Source organism: Streptococcus porcinus (genome assembly GCF_900475415.1).
Classification (GTDB): Bacteria; Bacillota; Bacilli; order Lactobacillales; family Streptococcaceae; genus Streptococcus; species Streptococcus porcinus.
Genome location: NZ_LS483388.1, coordinates 641,813 through 668,631, shown reverse-complemented (window position 1 = coordinate 668,631; position 26,819 = coordinate 641,813). Strand labels below are relative to the sequence as shown.

The 26,819-nt window shown below is 43.3% G+C and carries 15 protein-coding genes and 2 pseudogenes; all 17 read right to left on the bottom strand.

The window, feature by feature from the left end:
* Positions 1–71: 71 nt before the first annotated feature.
* Positions 72–926 carry a ParB/RepB/Spo0J family partition protein gene (locus DQM45_RS03300; RefSeq protein WP_000743701.1) on the bottom strand — a complete coding sequence of 285 codons (855 nt, stop codon included), beginning with the start codon at positions 924–926 and terminating at the stop codon, positions 72–74.
* A gap of 7 nt (positions 927–933) precedes the next feature.
* Positions 934–1,899 carry a MobV family relaxase gene (gene mobV / locus DQM45_RS03295; protein WP_001145977.1) on the bottom strand — a complete coding sequence of 322 codons (966 nt, stop codon included), beginning with the start codon at positions 1,897–1,899 and terminating at the stop codon, positions 934–936.
* Positions 1,900–2,424: 525 nt separating this feature from the next.
* Positions 2,425–3,449: pseudogene (locus tag DQM45_RS03290) on the bottom strand (AAA family ATPase).
* Positions 3,450–3,602: 153 nt separating this feature from the next.
* A complete protein-coding gene (locus tag DQM45_RS03285) occupies positions 3,603–4,076 on the bottom strand; it encodes a sigma factor-like helix-turn-helix DNA-binding protein (protein WP_000323521.1) in 474 nt (157 codons plus the stop codon).
* Between the two features lie 83 nt (positions 4,077–4,159).
* The gene (locus tag DQM45_RS03280) at positions 4,160–4,585 is read right to left on the bottom strand and encodes an RNA polymerase sigma factor (RefSeq protein ID WP_000323896.1); all 426 of its coding nucleotides are present in this window, start codon (positions 4,583–4,585) and stop codon (positions 4,160–4,162) included.
* A gap of 94 nt (positions 4,586–4,679) precedes the next feature.
* The gene (locus DQM45_RS03275) at positions 4,680–5,189 is read right to left on the bottom strand and encodes a sigma-70 family RNA polymerase sigma factor (protein ID WP_000872511.1); all 510 of its coding nucleotides are present in this window, start codon (positions 5,187–5,189) and stop codon (positions 4,680–4,682) included.
* Positions 5,190–5,662: 473 nt separating this feature from the next.
* Positions 5,663–5,852: pseudogene (locus DQM45_RS03260) on the bottom strand (cysteine-rich KTR domain-containing protein).
* A gap of 51 nt (positions 5,853–5,903) precedes the next feature.
* Positions 5,904–7,823, bottom strand: coding sequence for a tetracycline resistance ribosomal protection protein Tet(O) (gene tet(O), locus DQM45_RS03255; protein ID WP_000691759.1), 1,920 nt, complete (start codon positions 7,821–7,823; stop codon positions 5,904–5,906).
* Positions 7,824–8,189: 366 nt separating this feature from the next.
* Complete coding sequence (locus DQM45_RS03250; RefSeq protein ID WP_001140406.1) at positions 8,190–8,564, bottom strand: TnpV protein; 375 nt, start codon at positions 8,562–8,564, stop codon at positions 8,190–8,192.
* Positions 8,545–14,493 carry a DEAD/DEAH box helicase family protein gene (locus tag DQM45_RS03245; RefSeq protein ID WP_003084104.1) on the bottom strand — a complete coding sequence of 1,983 codons (5,949 nt, stop codon included), beginning with the start codon at positions 14,491–14,493 and terminating at the stop codon, positions 8,545–8,547. The genes DQM45_RS03250 and DQM45_RS03245 overlap by 20 nt, the downstream gene beginning before the upstream one ends.
* Positions 14,494–14,543: 50 nt before the next feature.
* Positions 14,544–15,095, bottom strand: a complete 552-nt coding sequence (locus DQM45_RS03240; protein WP_003085680.1) for a hypothetical protein — start codon at positions 15,093–15,095, stop codon at positions 14,544–14,546.
* Positions 15,079–15,270: a thrombospondin type 3 repeat-containing protein gene (locus DQM45_RS03235; RefSeq protein ID WP_003083517.1), complete on the bottom strand. Its 192-nt coding sequence runs from the start codon at positions 15,268–15,270 to the stop codon at positions 15,079–15,081. The genes DQM45_RS03240 and DQM45_RS03235 overlap by 17 nt, the downstream gene beginning before the upstream one ends.
* Positions 15,271–20,175: an SspB-related isopeptide-forming adhesin gene (locus tag DQM45_RS03230; protein WP_003083409.1), complete on the bottom strand. Its 4,905-nt coding sequence runs from the start codon at positions 20,173–20,175 to the stop codon at positions 15,271–15,273.
* A gap of 160 nt (positions 20,176–20,335) precedes the next feature.
* Positions 20,336–20,971 (bottom strand): hypothetical protein, encoded by a 636-nt coding sequence (locus DQM45_RS03225; protein WP_003084567.1) that lies wholly within the window; start codon positions 20,969–20,971, stop codon positions 20,336–20,338.
* 343 nt (positions 20,972–21,314) lie between these two features.
* Positions 21,315–24,119, bottom strand: coding sequence for a phage tail tip lysozyme (locus tag DQM45_RS03220; RefSeq protein WP_003082612.1), 2,805 nt, complete (start codon positions 24,117–24,119; stop codon positions 21,315–21,317).
* On the bottom strand, positions 24,116–26,467 hold the full coding sequence (locus tag DQM45_RS03215) for a VirB4-like conjugal transfer ATPase, CD1110 family (RefSeq protein ID WP_003084534.1): 2,352 nt from the start codon (positions 26,465–26,467) through the stop codon (positions 24,116–24,118). Before DQM45_RS03215 ends, DQM45_RS03220 begins: the two co-directional genes overlap by 4 nt.
* Complete coding sequence (locus tag DQM45_RS03210) at positions 26,424–26,777, bottom strand: PrgI family protein (RefSeq protein WP_001097593.1); 354 nt, start codon at positions 26,775–26,777, stop codon at positions 26,424–26,426. Before DQM45_RS03210 ends, DQM45_RS03215 begins: the two co-directional genes overlap by 44 nt.
* Between the last annotated feature and the right edge of the window lie 42 nt (positions 26,778–26,819).

Here is a 26,819-nt window from a genome sequence, read left to right as displayed (position 1 = left end):
ACCTCATTCTCCTTAAAATTCTGTCTTTCTTCTGTTCCAAATTCCTGCATTTACTTCCCGAAAAAAGAAGGTTAGCGGCTGTCCCTGCTCCGTTTTCTCTGCAACTCACGTTCCAGAAGTCGGATGATGGTTTCCTCCATCTGCTTCGGCGTTGTGTCCTTCGGAAAGTATTTTTTCAGTTTGCTTGTGTTGATTTTCAAGGTTTCTTTCTGGTTTCCCTTTTCCTCCGTCATAATGGAAAATATCATATCCATGTCAAGCTGCCCGCTCTGGCTCATGCTTTTCATCCGCTGTGCCTGTGAGAGTGAGGGCGTTGCTTCTTCGCTCTCCATCGTGGCAAAGAGATTTTCCTGCTCGTCTTTCTTCAAAAAGGACAGTTCCACCGCAGGTGTGAGGGCGATTTTCCCCTCGTCCACCATCTGCAAAATCGGCGGTATCAGTTCCGTCAGGCGGATAAAACGCTGGACGGTCATCCTGCCCACGCCGAAGCCCTGTGCCACTTTGTCGTCCGTCCGCAACTTCGTCACAACTTGTGACGAGGTTAAGTCTGTGCGGAAACCCTGCCGCTTCATGGCTTCGGATTTCATCCTGTAGGCAAACGCCCGCTCCGATGGCAGGATATTTTCACGCTGTAAATTACTGTCTACAAGGGTGATGATGGCTCGGTCACGGTCTAAGGGCAGGACAAATGCAGGCACGGTATTTATACCTGCAAGTTCGGACGCACGGACACGCCGCTGCCCCGCAATCACTTCATAACCGTTCCCGTCCTCTTTCGGGCGTGTGATTATCGGCGTGACAATGCCAAATTCCTTGATGCTTTCCGCTAACTCTGACAGCGTTTCATCCTCCACAACATGAAACGGATTGTCGGGAAACGGGTATAAATCTTTGGTCTTTAACACCTTAAAATCCTGTTTCTTCATTCACTTTTTACCTTTCTCTTGATTTGTTTCTGCCTGTTCTCTGTAATTCTTCCAACACTTCTGGCGGTATCTTTGAGAGCAGCCGCCCCATCTGCTCGTTGGTTCTCTGCAATTCAAATATCCTCTGGTTGGCTTTCTGCACCTTTAATTCCTGCTCGTACTTTTCATCACGCATACGCCCTGCATAGTCGGCTTCCTGCCCGATTTGCTCCTTTAAGCTGTCGATATACGCCTGCTGTCTGCCGATTTCCTTAGAGAATTTCTCCACTTCGGGCAGCCATGCGGCAACCAGTTCCAGAGCCTTGTCACGCTTTTTCCCTGCGTTAAAGGCGTTGATGTCGGACAGGGCAGACACGATTTCCCCATACTGCTTATCAAGCCTGCCGCCCAACTTATAGAGCCATGTGGGGACGTGTTTCCGCTTGGTTTCCATCGAAGATTGACCTCTCTCAAGCTGATTCCAACGTGAGGACATCCGCTCATGGTAGGCGGTCTGCCACTCCGACAGGCTCTTTTGATTGCCTAAAATTGTTTTGGCGGACAGCTTATTGTCTGGTGTAATCGGCACAAAGCAGAGGTGCATATGGGGCGTTCTCTCGTCCATGTGGACGACTGCGGAGAGGATATTCTGCTCCCCGACACGCTCCGAAATGAAATCCAGAGCCATCGTAAAATACGCTTTCTGTTCTTCGGGCGGTAACTGGTTCATAAATTCTGGTGAAGCCGTGATGAGCGTTTCCACCATCATCACGCTGTCTTTCCTTGTCCTGCACCCTGCTTCGGCTACCTTTCGGTTAATCTCTTTCTTATAGGTGTACTTTGGCGGTGCGACAAGATGATAGTTATTTTTAGAGCGTTCCATGTCGATATCTGGGTTGCTTTTGTAGGCTTCTTTCTTCCGCTCGTTGTGGCGTTCGCAAGCCGCAACGCCGCCCGCTTTGCGTTTCTGGAAACGCAGGATTGCATAGGGCATAATCCATCATCTTCCTTTCTTCGGCGGGTAACTGCCCTTTGGGTGACAGCGGTGACGGTGGTGACGGCAGTTTTGGGATGCCCCCTGCCGATTGCCGTAACTGTCACCCTTATCCCCTGCATGACGGTCATGACGATGGTGACGGTGTTTTTGGGATACTCCCTCGCAAGAGCTGTAACCGTCATGCCGCCGTTCTTTTATCCGAAGCCGCAAGGCGTAGGATAGCAGGGCGTAAGACCTGCCATAAGGGAGTCCAGAGGGAACGTCTGGCACACGGCTCTTTGCAGGGCAAAGTGTAGTGTGTTACACCCTGTAAACGCAGTCGGAAAAATCGGAGAGATTTTTCTGACCGCAGGGGTGATTTTACACGCCCGAAAAGGGCGGGTGAATCCCACGCCTGCATTTTGCGTTTGCGGGGTGTTCTCCCGTAGGGATGACAGCGGCAGGGTATCCTAAAATCACTGTCACTGCCGTCACCGCTGTCACCCGCAGGGCAGAGCCGCCAACTTTACATGGCTTTAAGCGTCAATGACAGTAACAGGGGGTATCCCAATATCGCTGTCACCGCCGTCACCGCTGTCACCCGCCCTCCTTGCAAGGGCAATCTGCCTGCCGTCTTTCCTGCGGCTGTACTGGTAGCAGATACGGTTCTCGCTTAAAAATGTGGTGTGATATTCATTCAGCCATTTCGTAATCACCGTGGGTATGGTTTCCGTTTCCCCCATAGCGGCTAACAGCTCCGTTGCCGTGCCTGCCCATTCTTCCTTATCCCTCATAAAATCCACCAACCGAAAAAGGACATCTGGTATCGTTTCTTTCGCAAGCTGCTCCTGCGTTTTCCTCTCCACAAGTTCCCAACTGCAATCACGGAAACGGAGCGTGTATTCCTGATAGGGCGTGTCCCTGCCCGTTACATACAGCTTGGCGGTGTCAGATGCCCGTTTCTCCTTTTCCAGAACAAAGGTAGCGTCCGCACTCCCCGTTAAGCCTGTCGTCCCAGACACCTTGTTGAACACATCGCTGTCATTCTGCTTTCGGATGTGGTGTACGACAATGACCGCCAGAGAGTGCCTGTCGGCAAAATCTTTGATTAGGGAGATGTCCCCATAGTCGCTTGCATAGGCGTTGTCTTTTGAAGCTGTACGGACTTTCTGCAAGGTATCAATGACAATGAGCCTGCTGTCTGGATAGTCTTTCAGATAATCCTCAAGCTGCACGATAAGACCGTCTGACAGCTTGCAGCTTGCCACGGCAAAATGAAGCCGCCCGCTCGCTTCGTCCGTCAAACGGAACAGCCTGTCCTGTATGCGGCAGAACGTGTCCTCAAGGCAGAGGTAAAGCACATCGCCCTCCATTGTCGTCATGTCCCATAAGGGGATTCCCTGCGACACGCATAAGCACAGCTTCAGCATGAGCCAGCTCTTGCCTATCTTCTGTGAGCCGCAGAACAGCGACAAGCCTGTGGGGATAAGGCTGTCCACCACAAAGGACGGCTTCTCAAGCGGCTCATAAAGGAGCGTTTCGGCGTTGACTGTCTGTAACTTCTGCATGGGTTTCCTCCTTTCGGGCAGTTATCTTGTTTTTGTTGCACATAGGCGTTGACCTCCTTAAAAATAGATTTACTCCCACGAAAAAAGTGAGAGTATGTAATACCGCCAATCCCACACAAATAAAAAACAGATTTCTTTTTCGGGCGGTGTCGGTCATGGTTGGAGATATTTCCTCATTTCCGCTTTTACTTTCTTCTTTGCAACAGCAACGGATTTCTGTATTGCAGAAGCGGTGCAATGCTCCATAGCGGCGATTTGGTAAAAATTGAACTCATACTCGTAGTAGAGCAGGAAACGTCGCCTTTGTATCTCTGGCAGTCTGTCAACCGCCTTACAGAGCAGTTCCGCCCGTTCTGCTTCAATCATTTGTTCCTCAATGCTCTTAGGCAGCTTTAACGCCCGCCTGTTCAGCGTTTCGTCCCATACTTCCGAAAACTCCCTGTGCCGCTCGTCCCATTGGAGAAGATTCCTGTTCCTGCGTTCCATCTGCCGAAATTCAAAGAATAACTGCTCGGATACTTCCAGTTCGTGGTGTTCCCCCTGCCCGTCCTTAAAACTGATAAAATACCTTATACCGCTTTCCGTGGATTCCTCCCGAAGCGTGTACGCCTTAGCTTTATATGCCATCCCGTTTTCCTCCTGCCAAAAATAAGCGGGGAGATTCCACTCCCCACCCAGTAGCCCGCAGAATAATGGGATGTATTAGACGCTTACAAAATTTTCCGAAGCTTCTTCCGCAGATGGTCTAACCTCGCATAGATGGCACCAGTCGTCAAATGCACAAGTGGGGCAATCTCCTTTGTGGAATACCCCTGCATTTTCAGCAGGACGATTTTCAAGGTACGCCCGTCCACCGTGACTAATACTTGATAGAGATTTTCGCTCTCAATCTCGTCCAGTAACTCCGCAACTGTATTCACCTCCGCTTGCCGCTCCCTGTCTGCCATGTCCTCAAGGTATTCCGCAACGTCATTCGTCCATCGGTAAAACCGCCTGTTGGAATTGAAGTCTGCCCTGTCCGCTATGCGTATCTGCTCAATGGTCACTTCATCAACGCCGCACTCACGCAGCAGCTTTTCCTCCGCTTCTTTCCAGATACGCCATTTCCTGTCCTCCCGTCCGTGGTTGTATGCCATTCTTTCTTCCTCCAATCAGAATTGATTGAGAGGGCAGAGAAAAGCCCCCTCATTTTCCCAAAGGAAAAAACAAGGGGGCTGAACGCCTTAAATTTTAATTTTCTATTATCTTTCTTAGTTTTCTTAGGATTCTGGCTTTGCGTTTGTTCACAACGCTCTGGGTTATGCCTAACCTCGCCCCGACTTCACGCTCGGAAAGTCCGTCAAAAAAGATTGCCTGTATCAACTCCTGCTCACTATCCGACAACAAAGGCAGGGCGGCTTTCAGCCTGTCCACCATAACAGCATTGACAACGGTTTCCGCAATGTCCGCCGCTTCATCAGCGATAAAGTCCAGAGGATTCCCCTCGCTGTCCGTAAATCCGTCCAGAGATAGCAGGCTGTTCCTCGCATCTAATTTTTGCAGGTAACGCCACCGCTCCCTGTCACGGTAGAAGTCCGCATATTGCTCCCTTACGACTTCAAGCAGACAACCTTGGACGGGGATAAACAGCTTGTCCATATATCCCTTGTCGGCTTGCCTGCGGCGGCAGAAATCCGTATAGGACAGTTCCACATAGCCGCCGCTTTCTTTGATATATACTTTTCTTGGTGCGTATTTCACCGCTAATACCTCCAATCTGAATTTTTGAAATGTAAAAATCCAGATGGAGAGGCGGGGAGCGGCAACGCACACCAGAAACAGCCCTGCGGCACTTTCCAACAAAAAACGACAAAAGAAAAACCGCAAAGGCTCTGTGACCTTCACGGTTATGGGAAATACAAATTCTGTTGTATGGAGATTGTACTTCCACTTTCAAGGTGAGAAGTACCGCTGCACTGGCAGAAATTTTTTTAACTGGTTTCCTGCCATTCTCTGATATGCTATGTATTGATAAATTTTACTTCGTATGAGCAGATGAATAACCGCCCGAAAAAAGAACATAAAAAAATCCCTCCAAATTTAAAAACAAATTCAGAGGGTAATTTAGGGTATAACAAAATAACCCACCCGAATATCGTTTTTTTTATTTGGTGAGTTTGTTCTTTCAAATACGAAACAAAAAGAGCCGATGATTCGTGAATTGTTCCACAATTTCATCGGCTCTGCGTCTTAAGCGTCTGGCTCTTTGATGACAGTTATCTTCAAGTTGTCAACTTTAATCAAGCTTTCTTGTCTGCATTTTGGACAATAAAGGGGATAATTCTCCAAAACAGTGTCCTTCCTAATTTTATTACGGGTTTTGCTCCCACAAACAGGACACAATATCCATTCGCATTTCATCATAATTAGTCTCTAATCCTTTCAAATCTCATTTTATATGACTTTTGCAAGCTGTTAAGCTAACTTGTGGAACATATGCCGAACCTTATCTATACGGCTATTCGGGCGGCGGGGTTGGCAAATAAATTTACCAATAGCTGGCTGGTATCCTTTTAACTCTGTCAAGCAGACTCCCTGCCCATTTGTGAAATAAGTTAAATCGTTCCTGTATTCTTGAATACATCTGGCAGGGATTTCTCCTTTCAGAATGACCTCGTCATTCTTTACCTGAGTACTTACAATATCTGCACAATACCTTGGGGCATCATGATACGCCCGTGAGAGATATTCCTGCGGTGCATAAATTTCAAAGTGGAGATATGGCTCTAATAGTTCTGTCCCTGCTTTTTTTAAAGCCTGCTCCAATACGATAGGGGAAAGCAGCCGAAAGTCTGCGGGGGTACTTACAGGACTATAATACAATCCATATTCAAAACAGATTTTACAGTCTGTCACTTTCCATCCATACAGCCCCTGCTCGCAGCCATAAAGAACCCCCTCCATAACCGCATTTTGGAACGATTGGTTTAAATATCCAAGTGAAACTCTGCTTTCATACTGCACTCCGCTTCCAATAGGGAGCGGCTCTATGGACAACCCGACAGAAGCCCAGAAAGGATTTGGCGGGACTTCTATGTGGATGGTATATTCTGCTTTTCTAAGCGGTCTTTCCATATATATAACAGTAGGCTCTTTTATTTCTGCCTCCACATGGTATTTTTCCTCAAGGATGGCACAAATGACTTCCATCTGCACATTCCCCAAAAAAGAAAGTATAATCTCATGCGTTGTAGTATCCACATAATATTTTAAAAGAGGGTCGCCATCTGAAATTTCTGTAAGTGCCCCAAGCAATATTTCCCGCTGTTCAGATTTCTTTACTGCAATCGTTGTTTGGAGCATAGGGAGAGGATTTTCAATAAATTTTCTCTGCGGCAACAGCATTTCGTTCCCCAAAATACTGTTTAGCTGCAAAACATCATTTGGTAAAATTACAATATCACCAGAGCAGGCTGTATCGGATGAATATAATTCACCGTTTGTCGGAACACACATCTCTGTGATTTTTATTTTCTCTTTTTCAGATATTTTAATAACATCCCTCAAATGCAATGTTCCGCTATATATACGCACATAAACAAAACGCCGCCTTTTCTCTGAATATTCAATCTTAAAAACCTGCCCGCATAGTTCAGATTGACCTTCAGGCGTTGATGAATAAAACTTACTGGCAATCACTTCTATAAGCTGCCGAATCCCCAGATTGTTTTTAGCACTTCCGTGATAAACGGGAAATAACGTTCCGTTTTGGAATCTCCTGTTTTCTTCCTGTTCCAGTTCTGACATTTTAAACGGTTTCCCTGACATATATTTCTCTAATAGTTCATCGTTTCCCATAATTACCGCATCCCACTGTTCCATATCGTCATTGTCCGTTACATTTATATGGGGATGCTGCCCAACCTTTTGCTTCACTATAATTTCCGAAGAAAGCTTTGCTTTCATTTCTTGATATACCATTGGCAAATCAATCCCCTCTTGGTCAATTTTATTGATGAAAAAAATTGTCGGAATCTTCATTGTCTGTAGTGCATGAAACAGTATACGGGTCTGTGCCTGTATGCCATCCTTTGCAGAAACTAATAATACTGCTCCGTCTAATACGGATAAAGAACGGTATACTTCCGCCAAAAAATCCATATGGCCTGGCGTATCTATAATGTTGACTTTTACATCCTCCCACTGAAAAGATGTCACTGCTGTCTGGATAGTGATTCCCCTTTGACGCTCCAAATTCATTGTATCTGTCCTTGTTGTGCCTTTATCTACGCTCCCTGGTTCTGCAATTGCACCACTGGTATACAATAAACTCTCCGTTAATGTTGTCTTTCCTGCGTCAACGTGAGCCAGAATGCCTAAGTTAATTATTTTCATGTGATTTTCCTCCTATCAACACCCAAAAAAGGGCATAAAAATACCCAGTGATAAATACTCCTATCACTGGGTAAATAACTCCAATAGCCCCAAAACACTTATATGTTTTCGGGCATATAAAATTACATGATAAAAGTATTCTTAAACTGGGTACAAAAAACTAAGCCCCATATTAAAAGTGAAACGGGACTGCTACTTTTTGTTCCCACTATCAAATTGACAGTTTATTTAAGAATACCTTGCCGCATATTTATTAACTCCTTGTATAATACTGAATCTAATTATATTCCTTAACCCTTTATTTGTCAAGCTGACAAACTAAAGCAGAAAAAGCGGCAGGATTTCCCCCTGCCACTAATCATCTGTTTATGCAAAAATAATTTCCTTTTCCACAATCTCCCTCGCACAAGCCCTTATGTTATTGAGGCATCCTGTCCATTCTAAGGCGTTTTCTGCCTTTAGCTGTTCCGTTATGCCCTGTGCCTGTTTCATACCCTCTATGAGCCTTTCAAAGCGTTCCTGTGCCTGTCTGTCAATGTCGGCAAGGTAAGCGTTAAGTCTGCCGCTTGTAAGAAGATTGGTGTATGTAACTTTGCAGTGATGCTTCAGATAATCCAAATGCCGCTGTCCCCAGATGCCTATCGGCTGTTCTTCTTCGGCGGGTACAGTTAAGCACGGTATTAAATAATCGCCTTGCCTTTCGTATTTGCCGCCCATTTCCTCAAAAATTGTCTTTGCCATTGTCTGTTACCTCCACATTCTTTTTTATTTTGAATGTCCGCAAAATCCGTCCTACATCACTTGGTCTCCAGGGAACGTCCAAATGGTGGACTGCTTTCATACGTGACTGGACGTTTAGACCTGTTCCACCTTTTTCCGTAGAAGCCATGAGAATCCGTACTTCTCCACTATTGACCTTGCGTGACAGAGAGTTCTTTTTCTCATCCGTATTAGCGTCATGTACAAAGGCTATTTCTTCTTTGGGAATCCCTCGATCAACAAGTAGATCTTTAAGTTCATTGTAAACATCAAAGCCCACTTCCTTACTTTTAGGTGTTCCAATATCAGAGAAAATCATCTGGGTAGCTTTCAAATTTTCTCCCTCACGGTAAATACGTTCCACATTATCCACCACTTGCATAATCTTCTGATTGTCCGATAGGGTATAGGCTGAGTCAATGAGGCGCATGTCAATGGCTAATTTTCTAGCTTCCCCAGTGATTTTTAACATGTTATCATCACTAGGGTCAACACTGCCTGACTTGATAGCGTCTGAACGGTCAACCAACTCTTCAAGGTAGTATTTCTGAGCTTCTGTGAGTTCACTCTCTACCGCAATGACTTTAGCTTCAGGAACAGGTAAATCAAGCATATCTGAGGTCTGAATATCAGCTGTTTCCTTATAAATCCGCATGAGTTCAGGCAGGTTCACAAATTTCTTAAAGCGTTTCTTGGGTTGGTATTTATCCCCTGTCGGTGCTAGTTCCATAGAATTTTCGATATTCCCAAAAGCCCCTACCCATGAATCAAAATTAGATACCTGGTATCGTTCTAAGACATCTGGTTGGATATAACTCATCATGGTATAGAGTTCACTAATAGAGTTAGAGACTGGTGTTCCTGTCGCAAAGACCACATTACGATAGTCGTGTTCTCCTTGAACCTGTCTGACCTTCATTTCCATATCCACGTTCTTTTTAGAAGTCGTGTTGGTAATTCCTGCGACATTACCAAGTCCTGTAATGGGTCTGATATTCTTAAAATGGTGAGCCTCGTCCACAAAGAGAAAGTCAATCCCTAGATTTTCAAATTCAATAAAGGTATCACGTTCCAACTTTTGAAGTTCTTCCAATTGGTGCTCTAAGCCCTTAATAGAACGCTCTGCTTCTTTAACAGTATAATCACTATCACTACCTTGCTTGATGTCACGAAGTTGTTGTAACTTATCTTGAATATAGGTCACTTGCTTTTCCTGACTCATGGGTATTTTCTCAAACTGGGAATCCCCAATGACAATGGCATCGTAATCCCCTGTGATGATCCGTGACACAAATTGCTTGCGTTTGGCTTTCGCAAAATCTTTCTTGGTCATCACGTAGACATTCTTGGTTGGGAAGAACTTCATGATTTCTTGGCCAAACTGAGCGGTCAGACTTGATGGCACCACATAAAGAGGCTTATGCACCATACCCAATTCTTTCAGTTTGAATCCTGCCCCAAGCATGGTTAAGGTCTTACCTGAACCCACTTCATGAGCTAGAAGCGCTCGTTTTTCTTCCACAATGCGTTGAATGGCATTCTTTTGGTGAGGGCGTAAGGAAATATTCTGGGCAAGCCCATCAATAGTTAAATGGCTGCCATCATAAACTTTTGAGACTGTACGATTATAAAGGCTATTATAGGTCTCTTCAATCATCTGTTGCACCACTGGGTAACTTGCCACAAAATCTTGGAAGAGTTCTTGAAGTTGTGTTTCCTTAGCACGAAGAACCGTTGTCTTCTCCACGTCCGTCACATGCTTTTTCTTATCCCCATCTTCCACTTGTTTGGTAATGGTTGGTTGATTGGAATTAAGCAGGTTTTCAAAGATTTTACGACCACTATCATACCGAGACCCAGGCACACCTAAACTTCTATCCGTTGCGGTAGAATACCTAAAGGCAAACTTGGATTGGTAAGACATCGTCCCATCAATTGGACTGACTTCAAGAACAGTTGATACTTCTTGATCAGTCAAGTCAAAAGTTTGTCCCATAAAGGTTTCTTGGGCAAATTTCCCATAAACAGCTAGAGGAATCCAGCGTGAACCAATCCGATAATCAATATCAGCCAAGGTCACACGTGGCGGTTTCACATCTTCTAAGAGACCTTGATAATAGACCCAAGGAAAATCAGAATTATCTTCTTTGATGAGTAAGTCCACAACCTCTAACTTAGTCATCACATCCCCTGATAAGAAATCCTGCCGAGATTTATAGACCACTTCCCTATCGTTTAGATAGCGTTCTGGGTCAGGAATAATAGCGTCTCCTAATTCTTCAATCAAAGTCGCTTTAGAATCCGTCTGATAAATAGACATCATGTAATCCAAATCGACCCCACGACCATCTGCTAGACTAGAATTGAGAGCGTCAAGGGCAGAAGAAACTGCCGTCACTTCCTTTTCAGGACGAACTAGGGCCTTTTCAAAGGCAAGTGACTTGGTATAGATAACTGTCTTCCCACTTGGATCAAGACTTTCATCTTCTAAACTCGCAACGAGCGAATACTTATCATCACTATCAAAGAGGTTACGATTCACAGCACTATTGACATAGCCAAAGCGTTTCACAAAACTATCATAGGTCCGATTGAGATGTCCTAACAAGTGATTGAACTCGTCTTTGTCATAATCATAGTAACGTTGAATGGCGATGACCTCTTGGTAAGCATTTCGAATATCAACCATCCCTTTAATTCGTGCCTCTTCTTTCTCAGACAAAGGAGCTTCATAAAAGACGGTCTTTTTGAAATAGCCCTTAAATTGCCCACGTTTGGTGGCTTCTTCGGTCACATGCACATCAAGAGCGGTGCTATCGGTGACTTCGAGTTCATTAAAACGGTCAATCTGCTTTTGCGAGTGCTTAGTGTCCCATGCCTTAAAGGTCCCCTCCTCGTCCACATAGTAGCTAATCTCCTCTGTCTTTGTCCCTACACGAATGCCCTTATGATCACGGTAGTAAACCGTAGAATCTTTATAGCCAAAGCTATACTGGTCTAAGCTTTCTCTGATGTCAGAAGGAATTGAGGTATCAACGACCTGTTTTTTCATCACATCAGGAGTGATGAAGATATCAGAGTTATCCACCACTCTAGGGGCTTTAACCTGTTTAAGAGCAGTCTGAACATCTGCTAGCAAATTATCAGAAGTGCCTTTCACAGAAAGTGTCCCTCCGTTAAAGTTTCTAACCTCATAGGTCCCAAGAACCTGACTGTTGTAGTCTCCATCAAAGTAAGGATTGAGCCAAATACGGTCATCCTTGTCATAACGAATAGAACCTGAAAAAGCTAAATCATCTGCTACATATCCCTTATCCATATGTTTTTGGAAGAACAACATATCTGTTGTGACATTGGTACCTGCAATGGCCTTAAAGGCGCTATCTGGTAAACGCACACCACCTAGAAAATCAGTCGTCTCACGAATGTCCTGAAGAATGTTTTCTGTCCGTTTATCCATGGTTCCTGTGGAGGAAATAATAGCCACTTGCCCACCATCATGCACCAAATCAAGGGATTTTTTAACAAAGTAATCATGAATCATATAGGGTTTATCATAGCGACTGTCCGCAATCCTGATATTAGCAAACGGTACATTTGAAAGAACCAAATCAAAGCTATTGTCATTAAAGGCAACAGTCTCAAAGCCCTTTACTTCAATATGGCTATTGGGATGAAGGTGTTTGGCAATAGCTCCTGTAATCGTGTCTAGCTCTACACCATACAACTCACTATTTTCTCTCAGGTGTTTAGGCATTGCCGCAAAGAAATTCCCTGTTCCCATAGACGGGTCAAGAATTTTACCACCTGTAAAGCCATCACGTTCTAACTTCTCCCACATCTGACGAATAAGAGTGGGATCCGTGTAATAGGCAGTCAGAGAAGATTGTTTCATGTCCGAATACTCTTTATCGGTGACTAGCGTTTTTAATGCCTCACGTTCCTTAGAAAACTTAGGATTATACTCGTCAAAGACCTCATTGGCTAGTCCTCCCCAACCTACGTATTTGGCAAGGAGTTCCTGTTCACTTGGCGTGGCTTGACGATGTTCAGCTTCAAGCCTTTTCACCAAACGAATGGCAGCCACATTCATTTCAACCTTATCTCTTGTTGTCTTAGGGTAAAAGTCTGTTAGATCTTCTGGGAAGTGAAAATCAGTGGTCGGGGGCGTCTCAGTGACTTCTGGTTCCAACTCATCTTCTGACAATGCTTCTTCTTGTTTAGCCTCTCTCTTATTTGATGATACAGAAGCCGTCACTTGAGAAACCGGCTCATTTTGTTCTTCCATATCCATGAAGGAAAAGAGGTCTAATTCCTGCTGAGTTTCTTCCACTTCCTCTTTTTCTTCGACAGAAGGAACATGAAGAGCTTGAGTGATGTCTTCTAGTGTCCGTAAGAAAAGAACTGGATTTTGTTCAATCACATCTGTGAAATCATTTTGTAATTCAATCCGAATCAGGTTATTAACGCCTGAGTCCTCAATGGCCATTACTTGAAACTCTTGCCCCTTATAAGTCACAATCGAAGCAATCGGGTAGCGTTTAAGGGCTTCCTCTACGATAGGATTTGGTAGTTTTTCTTGAGTCACAATGATTTCAGGTTCTGTTTGCGATAGGTGTTCTCGCCAGTCTCTAAAGGATAGTTCTGGCTGGGACAGTTTGTCACTTTCAAAGGTTCTTGCTTCTTCAAGAGTGAGGTCTTCATGCAAGAAGGCATAGGCAATGGGTCTTAACTCTTCGAAGTCTAGCTGACTGGTCAAGAAAAATTCTGTCTTGTCATGCGTTAATCCCATCTGAAGCAATTCTGTCGCAAGGGCTAATTGAGTAACGGTTGCTTTAGGATAGCCCCCTAATAAGGCTAGGTTCGCATTCTTCAAATGAAAACGCCCTGCAGCATCTATCAGTATCCCACGTTGTTGCTCATCAACGTCAGCTAAGTCTATCCCTAAATTGGTCAATTTTTCGGTATTTTCAGCCAAAATGGTTTGACCCATTTCAGTTAAGATTACTTCTTCTTGAGGTGTTAGGGGACGTTGTAAGTCATAGACCGTCCCATCTGCTTCCAAATAGGTTAAGAGGCTATCGTCTTCATAGATTGGCGTCATTTCCATTTCATGGTCAAACTCCCCACGTCTCAGGTTTGGTAGCTTTGGACGGCTATTTCGCACTTGATCAAAGTGACTTAGTATCTCAAATTTTTGGGACAAGTTTAGATGTTCATAGGCTGATAAATGTTCTGTTTGCCCTGTTCGTAAATCGAGTTGTGATAACTCGTCCTCATCAAGACTTGCGATCATGACAAGTCCTTCTTCACGAAAGGTGATCTCTTGATGAGACTCTGGTATTACTATATTCTCAACAACCTCCTTTTTTTCCTCCAACGTTTCCTGTGTACTTTCTAATTCAGGTTCATAAGTGAGAAGAAACTGTTCAATATCACGGCTAATACGATCAGACAAATTATTGGCCACTCGGTAGACATTAACCAAATTAGCAGCTTTGCTTTTATCCAAAAGAGAAGCTACCGAAATGGACTGATAGGCGCCTTCTTGGTCTAAGAGATGAAAGCGAGTGGCTAGGTTAAAGAGGGCTACTTCAATCACCAAATCTTTCTCATCACTGTTTAACTGAGGTAACTTCTTTAAACCAGCCTGACCAAAGGTCTGTGTGTAGCTGCTCAGGTCAGTCACTCCATCAAAGGGGCTTGCCTCTACAAAAGCAGAAACTTCTGTTACAAAGCGAACCACTTGAACAGGTGAGGTGACTACTCCTCTTTGGGTTGTAAAATTTTGGATAAGGCTATCCCAATCATCATCAAAATGGACTGCTTGATAGCGTAAAAAGGATTCCAAAAGAATCTGGTCACGTGGCAATCTTGCCCGCAACATTTCAAGTAATTGTTCTTGAGTCATATGTTCCTCCAATATAAAAAGGGGCTGAGAAAAGTTCTCAGCCCACTGCTTTAGTCTAGGACCAAGGCGCTTTGGTCTTTTTCTTGTGGCAACTTATCCATCAAAGTTGTCACATACTGTTGTAAGAAATGGCTTTTCTGGTCTAACAAATCTTTCTGCAAGGCAAGATAGGTCACATCTCCAAAATAATCTTGACTCGTTAAAGACAACTCCTTTTGGATAATATCCTGCAAGGTCTCTAAGGTGAGAGATGAGTAATCCTCCTCATTCAAAACCTCATACTGAGCAAGGGAATCAGAAATATTGTTGGACGCAATCACTTCCATAATGAAACTAGCTCCCTCACCTGTTCGATAGAGTTTATCCAAGAGGTCCGTCACTTCTTCTTGAAGCTGTTCCTGATAACCGTCCGCTCTTAGGTGCAGGTCATCACTAACTAAAGACAAGTCATCAATGCTCCTAAAGTCTTGATAGAGCGTATCAAGAAGTGACTTGTTTTTGATACTCAACTCCATGGCTAAAAAGGCTTTAACCATGTCTTCATAGTTTTCTCGTGCCATCTCTGAAAGGGTTCTAGAAATTGTGTCATAATTCCAAGCCATAGCTTCTCTCCTTACGCTGTTGAATTGGATTCAAGCCTTGTTGGACTTCTTCAAGGTCTGTCAGTCCGTCACTATCCGTATCACTGCTAAAAGGATTAGTCCCTAAAGCTAACTCTTGAGCATCCGTTAGACCATCCTGGTCTGAATCTCTTGTGTAAATGTTTTTGGGTTCCATTTAGTTGTCCTCCATTTTGCGTTTAGAAAGTCCGTAAGTTAGGCCTAAAAGAAGTCCTCCACCGACAAGCGCTAAGAGGGATTGACTCTCTCCTGTATTTGGTAAGACACTTGCTGGAACTGGTGGTTCTTGTGTTGGAATAGGTGGTTGGGGTGGGGTTGGTTGATTTGGAGTAGGTGGCTCTGGTTCAGGAGTAGTTGTTTTAACCGTGTTTGAACTGATGGTGTAGCCATTCACGGTATGTAGTACCGTATTTTCTACTTCACCTGAAGCGATTCGTTTCATTTGCACGTAAACATCTGCCTGAAACTCGGATTCTTCTGCTAGTTTTTCAAGGAATTCCTGATCAAAACTGATGGTAACCGTTCCTTTTGACGTGTCTACGTGTTGCAGCGTGAACTTGGTCACTTCTGTCCCTTTTGGTAAAACCGTTCCATCTTTTAGAGTGACATCTACCACAGTATAAGCCTTGTAAACACCATTATAGTCGTCATGGCTTTCATCGTAATCATCGTCAAAGCGGTACTCGATGAGTGGTGTCGCACGATTACCAGGAATAAGTGCTCCCACCAAGCGGTAGTTAAAGACCTGATTCAAGGCAACTTCTTTTCCATCCAGACTGTTCTCCTTTTGTGACAAATCAATCACCACATCTTTTTGTGGGTCCAGTTTTGGTACATTATTGACCACTGTCTCTGTCACATAAGCCAAACCAAAGTCAATCTGATAAGCGGTGTTTTCATACTTCCCACCAGTCTTTGTCAGCTCATTCTTAATGGTCATTGGAAGGGTCACCACTAAGGTTTGACCAGTTTTAACATAAGCCTCGTAGAACGCTTTTGGATTTTCAGCACTTAAAACTTGAATGGCTCCTTTGGGTGTGAACTGGCGTTTGGCCATAGCGTCTTGAACCACTTTAGGCGCTTCTAACAATGAGGCATAGGCTTTCACCGAAATCCCTTTGACAAGATTTCCTGCCATATCCATCACTTGGACACCATCTGCATTTACGCTAATCGCTTCTTCAGGGTAATCATCCACCATGTAAAAACCTTTGGCAAGAACATCCTCCGTCACTACCAAATCCTTGTACTGACTGTAATCAAGAACAATCTTATAATAATTGACGGTATTTGGAAGAACGGTCTTGCCATCAATAGAAACGCCTTCTTTATTGGTATTAGTTTTATGTGGTGTTACTTTTGGCACGTGATTCGTTACCGTATTGGTTTCATAGGCTTGTCCAAAATCTACCTGATAAGCCACATTGTCATAAGACTTTCCTGAATTAAGCATAGACTCACGGACAGTCATAGGAGTAACGATGGTGATGTTTTGACCTTGCGTTACATATGAATAATAAAAAGCTTGCGGATCTTCTGCCATAAAGACTTGGAAGGCTCCTTTAGGCGCAATCTTGCGTTTTGAAAGAGCTGCTTGTAGTTTTTTAGGAGCTTCTGATAAGTTCGTATAAGTTTTAACCGTCACACCTGACACTGCTTTGCCAACAGTTGTCACAAGTTGAATACTTGCTTCATCTGGTAATAGAGCTTCTTCGGGATAATCATCCACAAAGTAAAACCCTTGTGCAATCTGAGCCTTATCAGCTTTAATGCCACGGTATTGGTCCAAGTCCCATGACAAGGTATAGTGGTTTTGTGAACCGACCACCATCGGTTTTCCATTGATGTCCACCTTATCCTTATTTAGGTTTTGTTTTTTAGGTGCTGGGCTAACAAGGGTATTCGTCACCTCATCGGTTTCATAGCCATTGCCAAAATCCACTTGGTAAGCCTTGTTTCGATAAGTCTTCGTCTGACCATAAAGACTATCTTTGACCGTCATTTTGGTGACAAGGTTTAAAGAAGTGCCTGTTTTGACATACTGGTCATAGAAAGCCTGATTATCATTAGGCATAAAGACTTGGAAAGCCCCTTTTGGAGAAATCTTAGCATGAGCGAGTTTATCTTGAATGTCTTTAGGAGCTTCTGACAGCGACGCATAAGCCTTAACAGTAATCCCTGATACGGCTTTGCCATCAGGAGTGGTGATACCTGTCCCCTTGTCTACTAAGTCCAACACTTCTTCTGGGTAGTCATCTACAAAGAAGAAACCACGAGCAATTGTCTCTTTAGAAGACCTATCGCCTTTATATTGATCTAAATCCCAGGTCAAACGGTAATGATTAGTTGTTCCTAAAGCCACTACCGTATCGTTAATGACCACACCATCTTCATTTTCATTTTTCTTCTGCGGCTCAATACGGCTAGTGGTCGTTCCATCACCAGGCGTTCGCACCGTCACGACATTGGAAGTCACGGTATAAGCATTTGGGGTTCCCTTATTGATGAGGAGCTGATAACTGTTGGAATAGGTTGCTCCATCATTTTGAAGGCTACCGTAAAGTTTCGGAGCCACCAGTTGGTAAGACTTGGTGAGGTCTTTATTGACCTCTTGAAGCAAGGCTTCCTTGGCGGTCAAGGTCACAAAGTTCTTAGCAGCATCAAAGCTAAGGGTATAATTTCCATTTTCTGCCTGCGTTTTTTCCTTGTCAAAAGCATAGCCTGCTGGAAGGTAATCTTCAAAGGTGAGGCTTGTGGTTTTGGCTCGATTTGGAGAAAAAGCGTCTACGGTTAAAGGGTAAATGACCGTTGAATCTTTTGCGACCGTTTTGTCATGAAGGTTCACTTGGTCGGTATTGATAACTTCCTTAACAATTTCAGGAGTCGTTGTCAGACGATAGTCGTGATAATGAACCGTTGGCACTTGTGGTGCTTTTGGTAACGGTTCTGGTTTAGGTTCTTTAGGCAAGGTCACCTTGGTGAGTGTCAAACTAGGCTGAGTAACTTTCTCTAATGGTTTTTCCTTAAAGCTCACAGGTGGCTCTGGGGTAAAGGTCTTTGGGGTAAAGGTTTTTGGCACAACCTTAATCGGTTCTGGAATTGGCTCTAACTTTGGTGTCACATGAGGTTTTGGACTATAAGGTTTGACCGTCCGTGCAACTGGTAGGGTATTTAAGGCAAACCAATAAGAGAGACCAACATTTTGGGGCATATCCCCTTGACCAAAGGTCACTGTATAAGTGTTGCCTGATGTAACCGTTGAGACTATCGCTCCCTTATAGGCATATTTACTGTATGACGTATCCCATTCTTCAGGAAGATTTAAATCACTGGCACGGTTTGACCCGAGTGAACGAGCCAAACCTTCGTTAGTCACTTGAATGGTTGAGCCATTGATAGGGACAAACTTGCCTGATGAGTCTTTCACATACTCTAAACCGATGTCATTGTGGTTGAGTGAGGAGTGGGTAAAGACACCTGGTTTTTCCTTGGTGAAGTTCACTTGTGAGCCATCTTCTAAGAAATACTTGGCTTTGACACGAAACTCCATTTTATCGGTTCGCCAATTACCTGTCCCATCATTACGGTAGGCAATAAAGCCTTCTGTTGGGTCATTTGGTACAACCAACTGTACGGCATTAGTTCCAGCTGGAGAAACAAGGTTTGTAATGTCATAGGCTACTTTTGTGATTTTCTTACCATCAAAGCGAGCATTTTGAAGATTTTGATAGGTAAAGGAAAGGGTTTCTCCCGTTTTAAAGGTGTCATAGACAAAGAATCCTGTCGAATCAAGGATCTTAGAGTACCCACCAAGCATAGCGTCACCTTTTGCAACGATACGATTAGGATTTCTGGTATCAGCTGAATGTCGTGCTTGCGGTTCTCCATTATTCAAGTTGAGTGCCTGAGCAAGAGCTTGAGAGATATAGCCTTCCTCTCCTTTTGAAATCTCAGCTAAATCACGTTTATAGCGCTTCATTTCCTTGGTGTTATAGGCATCAATGGCGTCATTTTCTTTCTTGGCAGCTTCTTCTTTTTCCTTATTGCGTTTCGTGATAGAAGCAATCTCAGCTTCACGGTCTGTGACTAATTTCTGTTGGTCTTTATTATAGGCATCAACAGTAGCTTGACCTGACTTGTTTTCATCATCCACTGCTTTTTGTCCGGCTTGATTGCGTTTATCAATTGCTTCATTATCAGCCTTTGCTTTAGCAAGACCCGTTTCATTTTCCTTTTGAGTAACTAAGTTCTTTGCGACAATGGCATCTGCATCTTTTTTCTTTGATTCGTATTCAGATAGATTGTCCTTATTTTGCTTATCAATAGCAGCTACCGCAGAGGTATAATCCTGATAGCCTGAAACCGTTGAACCATCTCCTGATGTTACGGTTTGAGTTGTAACGGTCACATTAGCCAACTGATCTTGGCCTTTGATTTTTGAAACTGTGCTATCCACTGAATGATTCAAGGCGTTTCCTGCTTGAGTAGCTTCTTTATGACTAGCAGCCAACGCAGCATTCCCTTGTTCAACACGTGTTTTATCTTGTTCATAGGCGGCTTTATCTGCTTTATAGGTATTGGTCACCTGAGTGATGGCTTCAGCCTGCTCAGCAGCATCCGCTTCAGCGGTATCCAATTGCTTACTGGTCTCACTCGCAGAAGTTGTATTTCCCAAGTCCATAGGTTGGTCTTGAACAGTAGTAACCCCTTCAGCAGTTGCTTGATTGACAGCCTGTGTCACAACATCATGAGGAACCGTAACTGTGATAGCCCCATCTGATTGACCAGTTGACGCAAGACTATCAGTTTGTTCAACAACTGGAGTTGGCTGAGCTTCTGGTAAGTTGGTCGCAGGATTATCTGTCAACTGAACGGTTTTATCTTGAGAGGGTGTTACCACTTCGTCAGCTTGTGCTACTTGGCCACTCCAAGCGACAACAGCTGTCACCATAGTTCCAAGAGCTACCGAACAAAGCGTACGGTACTTCTTACTCTTACGGAAGACATGTTTTTCTGCTTTTTCCTGATTGACTAAAAAGTGATGATGACATTGTTTGGTCATAAAAAAGTCCTTCTTTTCTTTTGATAAGTAGTAACAATCTGTCACTCTCTCCCCATCATAAAAAAGACGGCTTGATTTTGGTATCACATCAACGAAGGATAAAGAAAAAAGCCACCCACAAAAAGTGGATGACCCAATGATTATCATATCAATATTTCTATTAAGACGGCCAATTAACCTTTCTAGCTTTAGCGGTCTTAAAGCGTTTCTTGTCAACAAGTTTCAACTCTATTTCTCTACAATTTGTAATTAAGGTGTCGTTGATTTTAAGACTTCTTGGAAAGTATTGGTTCCCTTGTTCACGCGATAATTCAACGGTATAACTAATACCATTACTTAATTTGAAGACCACAAAATAAATATTATCTCTTCTAAATCGTTTGCCAACTTTTCTATTCAAAATACCATCCGTTGTGTAGAATTTACATTCCATCAGATGTAACATTTGATAAAGTAATAATGTTCCAACGATTTTGAATTTATTTTCGTTAAACCAACCATTATCAGCCTTATTTAGACGCTCCAATGTCCAATCATCCTTTAATCCTTCAAAAATACTCCCTGCGTTATTAGTTGGTAAATTAACATGATGATCTCTTGATAATCCTAATAAATGGGGAATAGAGGAATTTGGGACAGAAAGAACAATTTCAGGATAGTTCTCCATATTTGTCTGATAAACGTATTTGTACTGAGAAACATATTTCTCAATAGTATTGGCTAGACAAGACATATCGACATTGAGAATATCAATTTCTCCATCAAAGGTCTCGAGCCATTCCAAAGTATATGTCATTCTATTTTTCTCCTAAAAAAGAGAAGGAAGCAGGTGCTTCCTTCTCTTCCACGTATTGAGTTTCACCTCACGCTAGATATGCCCTATCTATTCCTCAAGGGTAGGCAGTCCTGCTATTCTTTTTCTCAACAAACAGTTTGAACTGAGTGCGGAGCCCACAGGCGGGTGCAGACCATATCCACTAGCCCACAAGTAATTTATAACCTTTATTTACTATTATTATACGGGATAATTCCTTATTTGTCAACTCCTATGTTCACGCTTAAAGTTTAGATGAGATGATTACTTTGTCCCAAATATCATACAACATTTGGGACAAGAAGACAAGTATTCTAATATTTTTTTATTTCGTCGTATAGGCAAAACTAATCGTACCATCGACTCCTGATAACTTACGGAAGGTATAGTTAGGATTGCCATTATAGTTGGTTTCTGAGATAAGGAAAGATCCATCTGGGTAAACTTTCTCGACAAAGGCGACATGACCGTATTCTGTTGGCGATCCATGACCTCCTCCCGCAAAGGAAATAATCGCTCCTGCTTTCGGTACCTTGCCTGTTTCACCACCAAGACGTGCTGCTGTTGCCACCCAATCTTGACCATTCCCCATGGTACTAATGATTGGAAATTTCTCACCATTTCGGCCTTTGAGTTTCAAGTCCAATTGGTTGATACGAGCGGCCACTCCCCACGTACATTGCCCATAGGCATAGCCCATACCATCACCTCCACCTGGAACGGAGTTGTCATAAAGGTCTCCTCGAACCGCTTCCAGCGCTTTTGGATCACTCTGGGCGGTTCCACCATTTGGTTGGCTAAAGCCTTTCTCAATTTGGTAATACCACTCGGTGGCTCTCGTTTGACGTTCTAGAAGTTTATCATCACTATTTCCCTCCCAATAAATGAGAAAGACTTGGGCAAGACTGGCCGGGCTTCCTGAATTTTTGAAAAAGTCTTTTAACCAGTTGGTATAGTAAGGATTATCCCCATGGAGCATAAAATCCAATTGTAAGCCTAAGTCATACCACTTCTGGTTTTTTCGGTTGGCATACTCTAATAATAAGGTATGCCTGCGTGACCCATCTGCTGTATCTGTCCACTGCCCTAAGCCTAAGCCACGTCTTAGAATATTGGGGTACCTGCCATTATAGATAGCTGGACCATTTAGAGACAACCAGCCCTCATCGTCCCAAGAGCTAGCACTCGCCCCAACAGGAGGTGATAAGTAATCACCTTCAGCTCGTTTGGGATTAATGGATGATTCTACTGACCAGTTTCCTAAAATAGCCGCAATGGCTTGATTAGTCACCCCTTGACTCTTCAAATACTCATAGATAGCTTTGGCTCTCGCAAACTCATCGCCTCCAAATTGTCCAATGGTAGGGAGAATCGTCGTTTGGAGTTGAATGACTTTAGGAAAGTAAAAGGCTGGATTAACGTAAACCAGTTTCACTGAATCATCGTCAACCTTTTGATAGGTCACTTTTAGACCAGCACCATCCTTGGTTTGACCAATCACTTCCCCTGCTTGGACTTTCTGACCGTCTGTCACTCGACCAGTATGGATATTAAACAAGGTCAATTGAGACTTGTTTAGTCCCTTACCTGACGTGATGATAATGTTCTCGCCATCCAGGGAAACCTTACCATCCATGGGAGCCACAATCACTTGATTTTCTTTAGCTTCTAGAATGATATGATGATGAAGCGTTGGGTTGTCATCAATCACCTCATAGCCATAGCGGACTGTCATGGTAAGCGCATCGTCTTCAGTCTGATTTTGGAAAGGATTGTCCAATTCTTGGAGGGTAAGGTAGGTGCCTTCCTCACTTAATTCCTTTAAGTCTTCTCTATCGTCATCAGAGAGTTTGTAGGCAGGCTCCTTACTTAACTCAAGCATTGATTTTAAAGAATCCCCACCGTTTAAGTCCTGCCAAAGTTGACTCAAATAGGCTTGATAGGTTTTATCCCCTTCTTCCATGATTTCTTCTAAAGCATAATCTTGATACTTGAGATTCATAAAGCCCATGACGTCATCAATCTTGGTGTAGTAGGTAATGCCAGTGGGGTTGGTTCGGGTGTTTTCCGCATCTTCCCAAGTCATGTACGTATAGGCTTTTGTCAGTTCACTCTCATCCTGTTGAATGAGAGTGGTTCCTGAAATTCCTATGACAAAACTCATCATCAAAAGCAAGAAAAACAAGAGGCCTGACACGACCCAAGTCATAGGATTAAGGACAATCGATGAAAAGAAGGTCAGGCTATTCTTAATCGCTTGAATAACCCTTGTTATTCCTGACACACTGTGCCTTCTGGCTTGCTTGAGAAAGGTGTGATATCGCCTCTTGGGCTTTAAGGGCTTCTGACGAGTAAAGCCTTTCCCCTTTTTAAAGTTCTGATACCGCTCCTTACTATGAGCGGCTTTCGTCTTAGTAAACCGAAGACCTGTCTGCCCACTTTTGACAAGTAGTTTTCCTGACTGATAAGTAAATCTCCCATAGCGTCTTCCTTTAATCACAGACTCTTTTAGGGTTCTGATTCCCTCTAAGTCATCATCTTGAGCGACTAACTCAAGTAATTCTGAAGCGACATAGCGTAACCCTCGTTTGACCTTGGTCGAGGGGTTCTTAAACTGATGTGCTTTTTTCAGTTGTTTCACGTCACGCTTCGCTGATTTCACCTCTTTTTCTGCCTGAAGGCGTTCAAGAGGTTTTTCTTTTTGAAACTGAAACCGTGATGTTTTTGGTTTTGTCGACTCTTTCTGATCGGTAACCTTAGAGGTAACAGCCTCCTCTTTTCCAGACATCTTGACCTCTGCCAGGTGTTTTCTCGCTACTGCTAGGCGCTGTCTGGCTTGAGGAAGCCGATACTTCTTAATTTCCCTAGCCTTTAGCCATCTGGGTGACACATGGGCAATCGCTTCCTTGAAGGTATCTGTCGCTAGGTCTTTTTCCTCCTGATAGGTTTGCTTCAAAGTCTGACGTTGTTCCCTTGTTTCAGCTTTCTCAGCTCGGCGCATGATAAAGCGTCGTTTAGGAAGTGAGCGTTTTAACCCCTTCTTCTCCCTACGGTAATGGATACGACTAGCCTTTAAACTACTCTGAAAGGTTTTACGGGCTACCTTGACCTTCTGTTGTTCTCTTGTCATTGTTCAGTCCTCATCTTTTCTGGATCGGTACTCATGATGTCAAAGAGTTGGGTTTGAAGTGGGATTTTATTTCTAAAGGGAACAACCGTTGAGCCTGCCTTAATCAATCCAGCTCCCTTTTCTGGGTTAACCAAGTATTTCTCAAGTTCTTTAGATAAGCCCAAAAGATGAACCAACTCTTCTCGGTCACTTTTAGCTTGTTTTAGAAGTATCATGAACTCGCTATTAGCGATAATACGTCTCCCGTTGGCATCAAGTAGTAAGGTTTCTACGTTTTGAGTAATGCCTGTTGGAATGGCTCCATACTTACGGACACGGCTCCATAATTTAAAGAAGAAATCTGAAGCGTACTTATCTAGCAACAACAGCTGCATTTCATCAAAGTAAATCCAGGTCTTCTTGCCAAGTTTTTGGTTTTTAACCACACGATTCCAAATCTGGTCAAAGATGACCATGAGGGCAATCTGCTTCAACTCATCCCCTAACTTTTTAACATTGTAAATGAGGAAATGGCTGTCAGTTTTAATATTAGTACGATGTGAGAAAATATCGAGTGAGCCTTCCACATAAAGCTCCATATCAAGGGCTAAGTCCTTGGCTTCTTGTTCAGGCTGTTTAGAGAGAACAAAGACCCATTCCACGAGAGATGGTGTCTCAAAATGCTTATAGGTTAACCGTGTCACACGGTCAATTAGGGACTTTTCTCGACCGTCCATTTTCCGGTCTAAGAGTTTCCCAATCCAAGACAATAGAAATTCCGATTTGACCTTAATAGGGTCTTCATCCATATTATCATCGGATAAGTCTAAAACATTTAAGAAAGTGGTAGAGTCAGGCGCAATATCAATGCTCTCCCCACCAAAGGCTTGACCAATGATACTGTACTCATTTTCAGGGTCTACAATGATGATTTCGGTATCACTCTCTTCTTCTTTTAACTTGGTTGAGATGATTTCATGCTTAGTCGCCATCCCCTTACCTGCACCTGAAGTTCCTAGAATCAATCCTGATGGGGTATTGAGTTTCCCACGGTCAATGGTGATGATATTACTTGAAATCTGGTTTATCCCATAGAATTTTCCTCCCTTATCTTGTAGGTCGACAGAGGTCCAGGGGGAATTAACGGCAATATTTGAGGTCAAAAGAGACCGTGACACACCCTCAAGGTAGTTCTTGCCAAAAGGAAGCAGGCTATTAAAAGCAGCTTCCTGCATATAGGTCAGATTATCAATCACAAGATCATTAGAACCTGCCACTTGTTTGATAATATCAAGGGAGTGCTTCAATTGGTCTTCGTTATCCGCAAAGACTCCAATCAGAAAAAGGGTGTCAAAGAGCTTGTCTCCTGTTTGGGTCATGGTTTTAATCAACTCATCGGCTTCATCAATATTACTTTCTAAGACTTGACTAACCTTTTCAAGATACACCCCAGAACGTGCCATCTTTTGTTGTTCCCCAATTTTTTGCGATTCCATCAAAGTCTTCTTGGTGCGGAGCTTTGTCATGGCTTCTGACTTGGCTGACCCTTTGGCATGAAGACTAATCATCACTTCCAAGTCCGACTGCATGAGTTCTCGTAAGAACTTATCTCCTAACTCCATCCCATAGTCACGAACATAGACAATCTGAAGCACTCTATCGTCAATCTCTACATAATTCTTATGTTTGAAAGATATACTGGTTGGGGCAATAAAGTGCTTGGTTGTTTGTCCTGAACGCACCAGGTCTTGATAAGTAAAGGACAAATGATTTTCCCCTCGCAACATATCAGCCAAGTGATTCACACGGCTTTCTCCACTGAGGAGAGTAAAGTTCGCATCTATTTCAGAAAAACCACTCTTGAAATATTCCCCAATTTGAGACAGGGAGCGATAGGCGAGTTTCGGATTTTGGTCTGACTTCCCAAAAGAAATGAGCTTAACCGCTGAAAAGTTATTTTCACCAGCTTCAAGGTTATTTTCCATGATACGATTGAGTTCTTCACGATAGGTATCGTAGCCATCCTCATGTAAGGGGTACAAGACACCCTTTCTAAATTTATCCAAGTTGACCCTCTGGTTAAAAATAGTAAGTTGGAAATTGGTCTTGTCATCCAAACTGTTAATCAAGTCTGAATAGGTTTCCATAATCGCTCCCTTATCTTCAAGTCCCACCGTCTGGTAATTGACATCTCCTAGAAGATAGGACTGGGAAAAATAATCTGGGGTGACTTGCATGAGACCATTAGGAAAAAGGCCTTGGTAAAGAAGCGTATTAACAGTTGTTGGCAGCACTTCTTCTTTTGGTTTACGTGTCTTCTTGTGTTTAGAAGAGGTCTTTGGTTTCATTGAGCGATTTGTTTTTTTCACGTTGTATTCCTTTCTGTCCAGTTAGTGTACGGTCTGGTATGGTCATTTCATAATGCCATCTATAATTAAGATACGTTTCAAATGGTAAGTCATTAGGGCGATAGACCCCAAAAAGCATAAGAGGAATGGTAAAGGTAAAGATAAGTCCGTAGACAAACCAATCCCCAAATTGCCAATAAAAGAGGTTTAACCCTAAAATCAGGATGGTAATGGCAATGGCTGGCAAGACAAAGATAACTTGTCGTGTGGTAAAGCCTAGCCAAGCCCTATGTTGGACTTTTGTGATGTCCTTAAAAACACGTGTATTCATAAGACTCCAATCTAAGATGAAGATGAAAAAAGATTGGGAGGA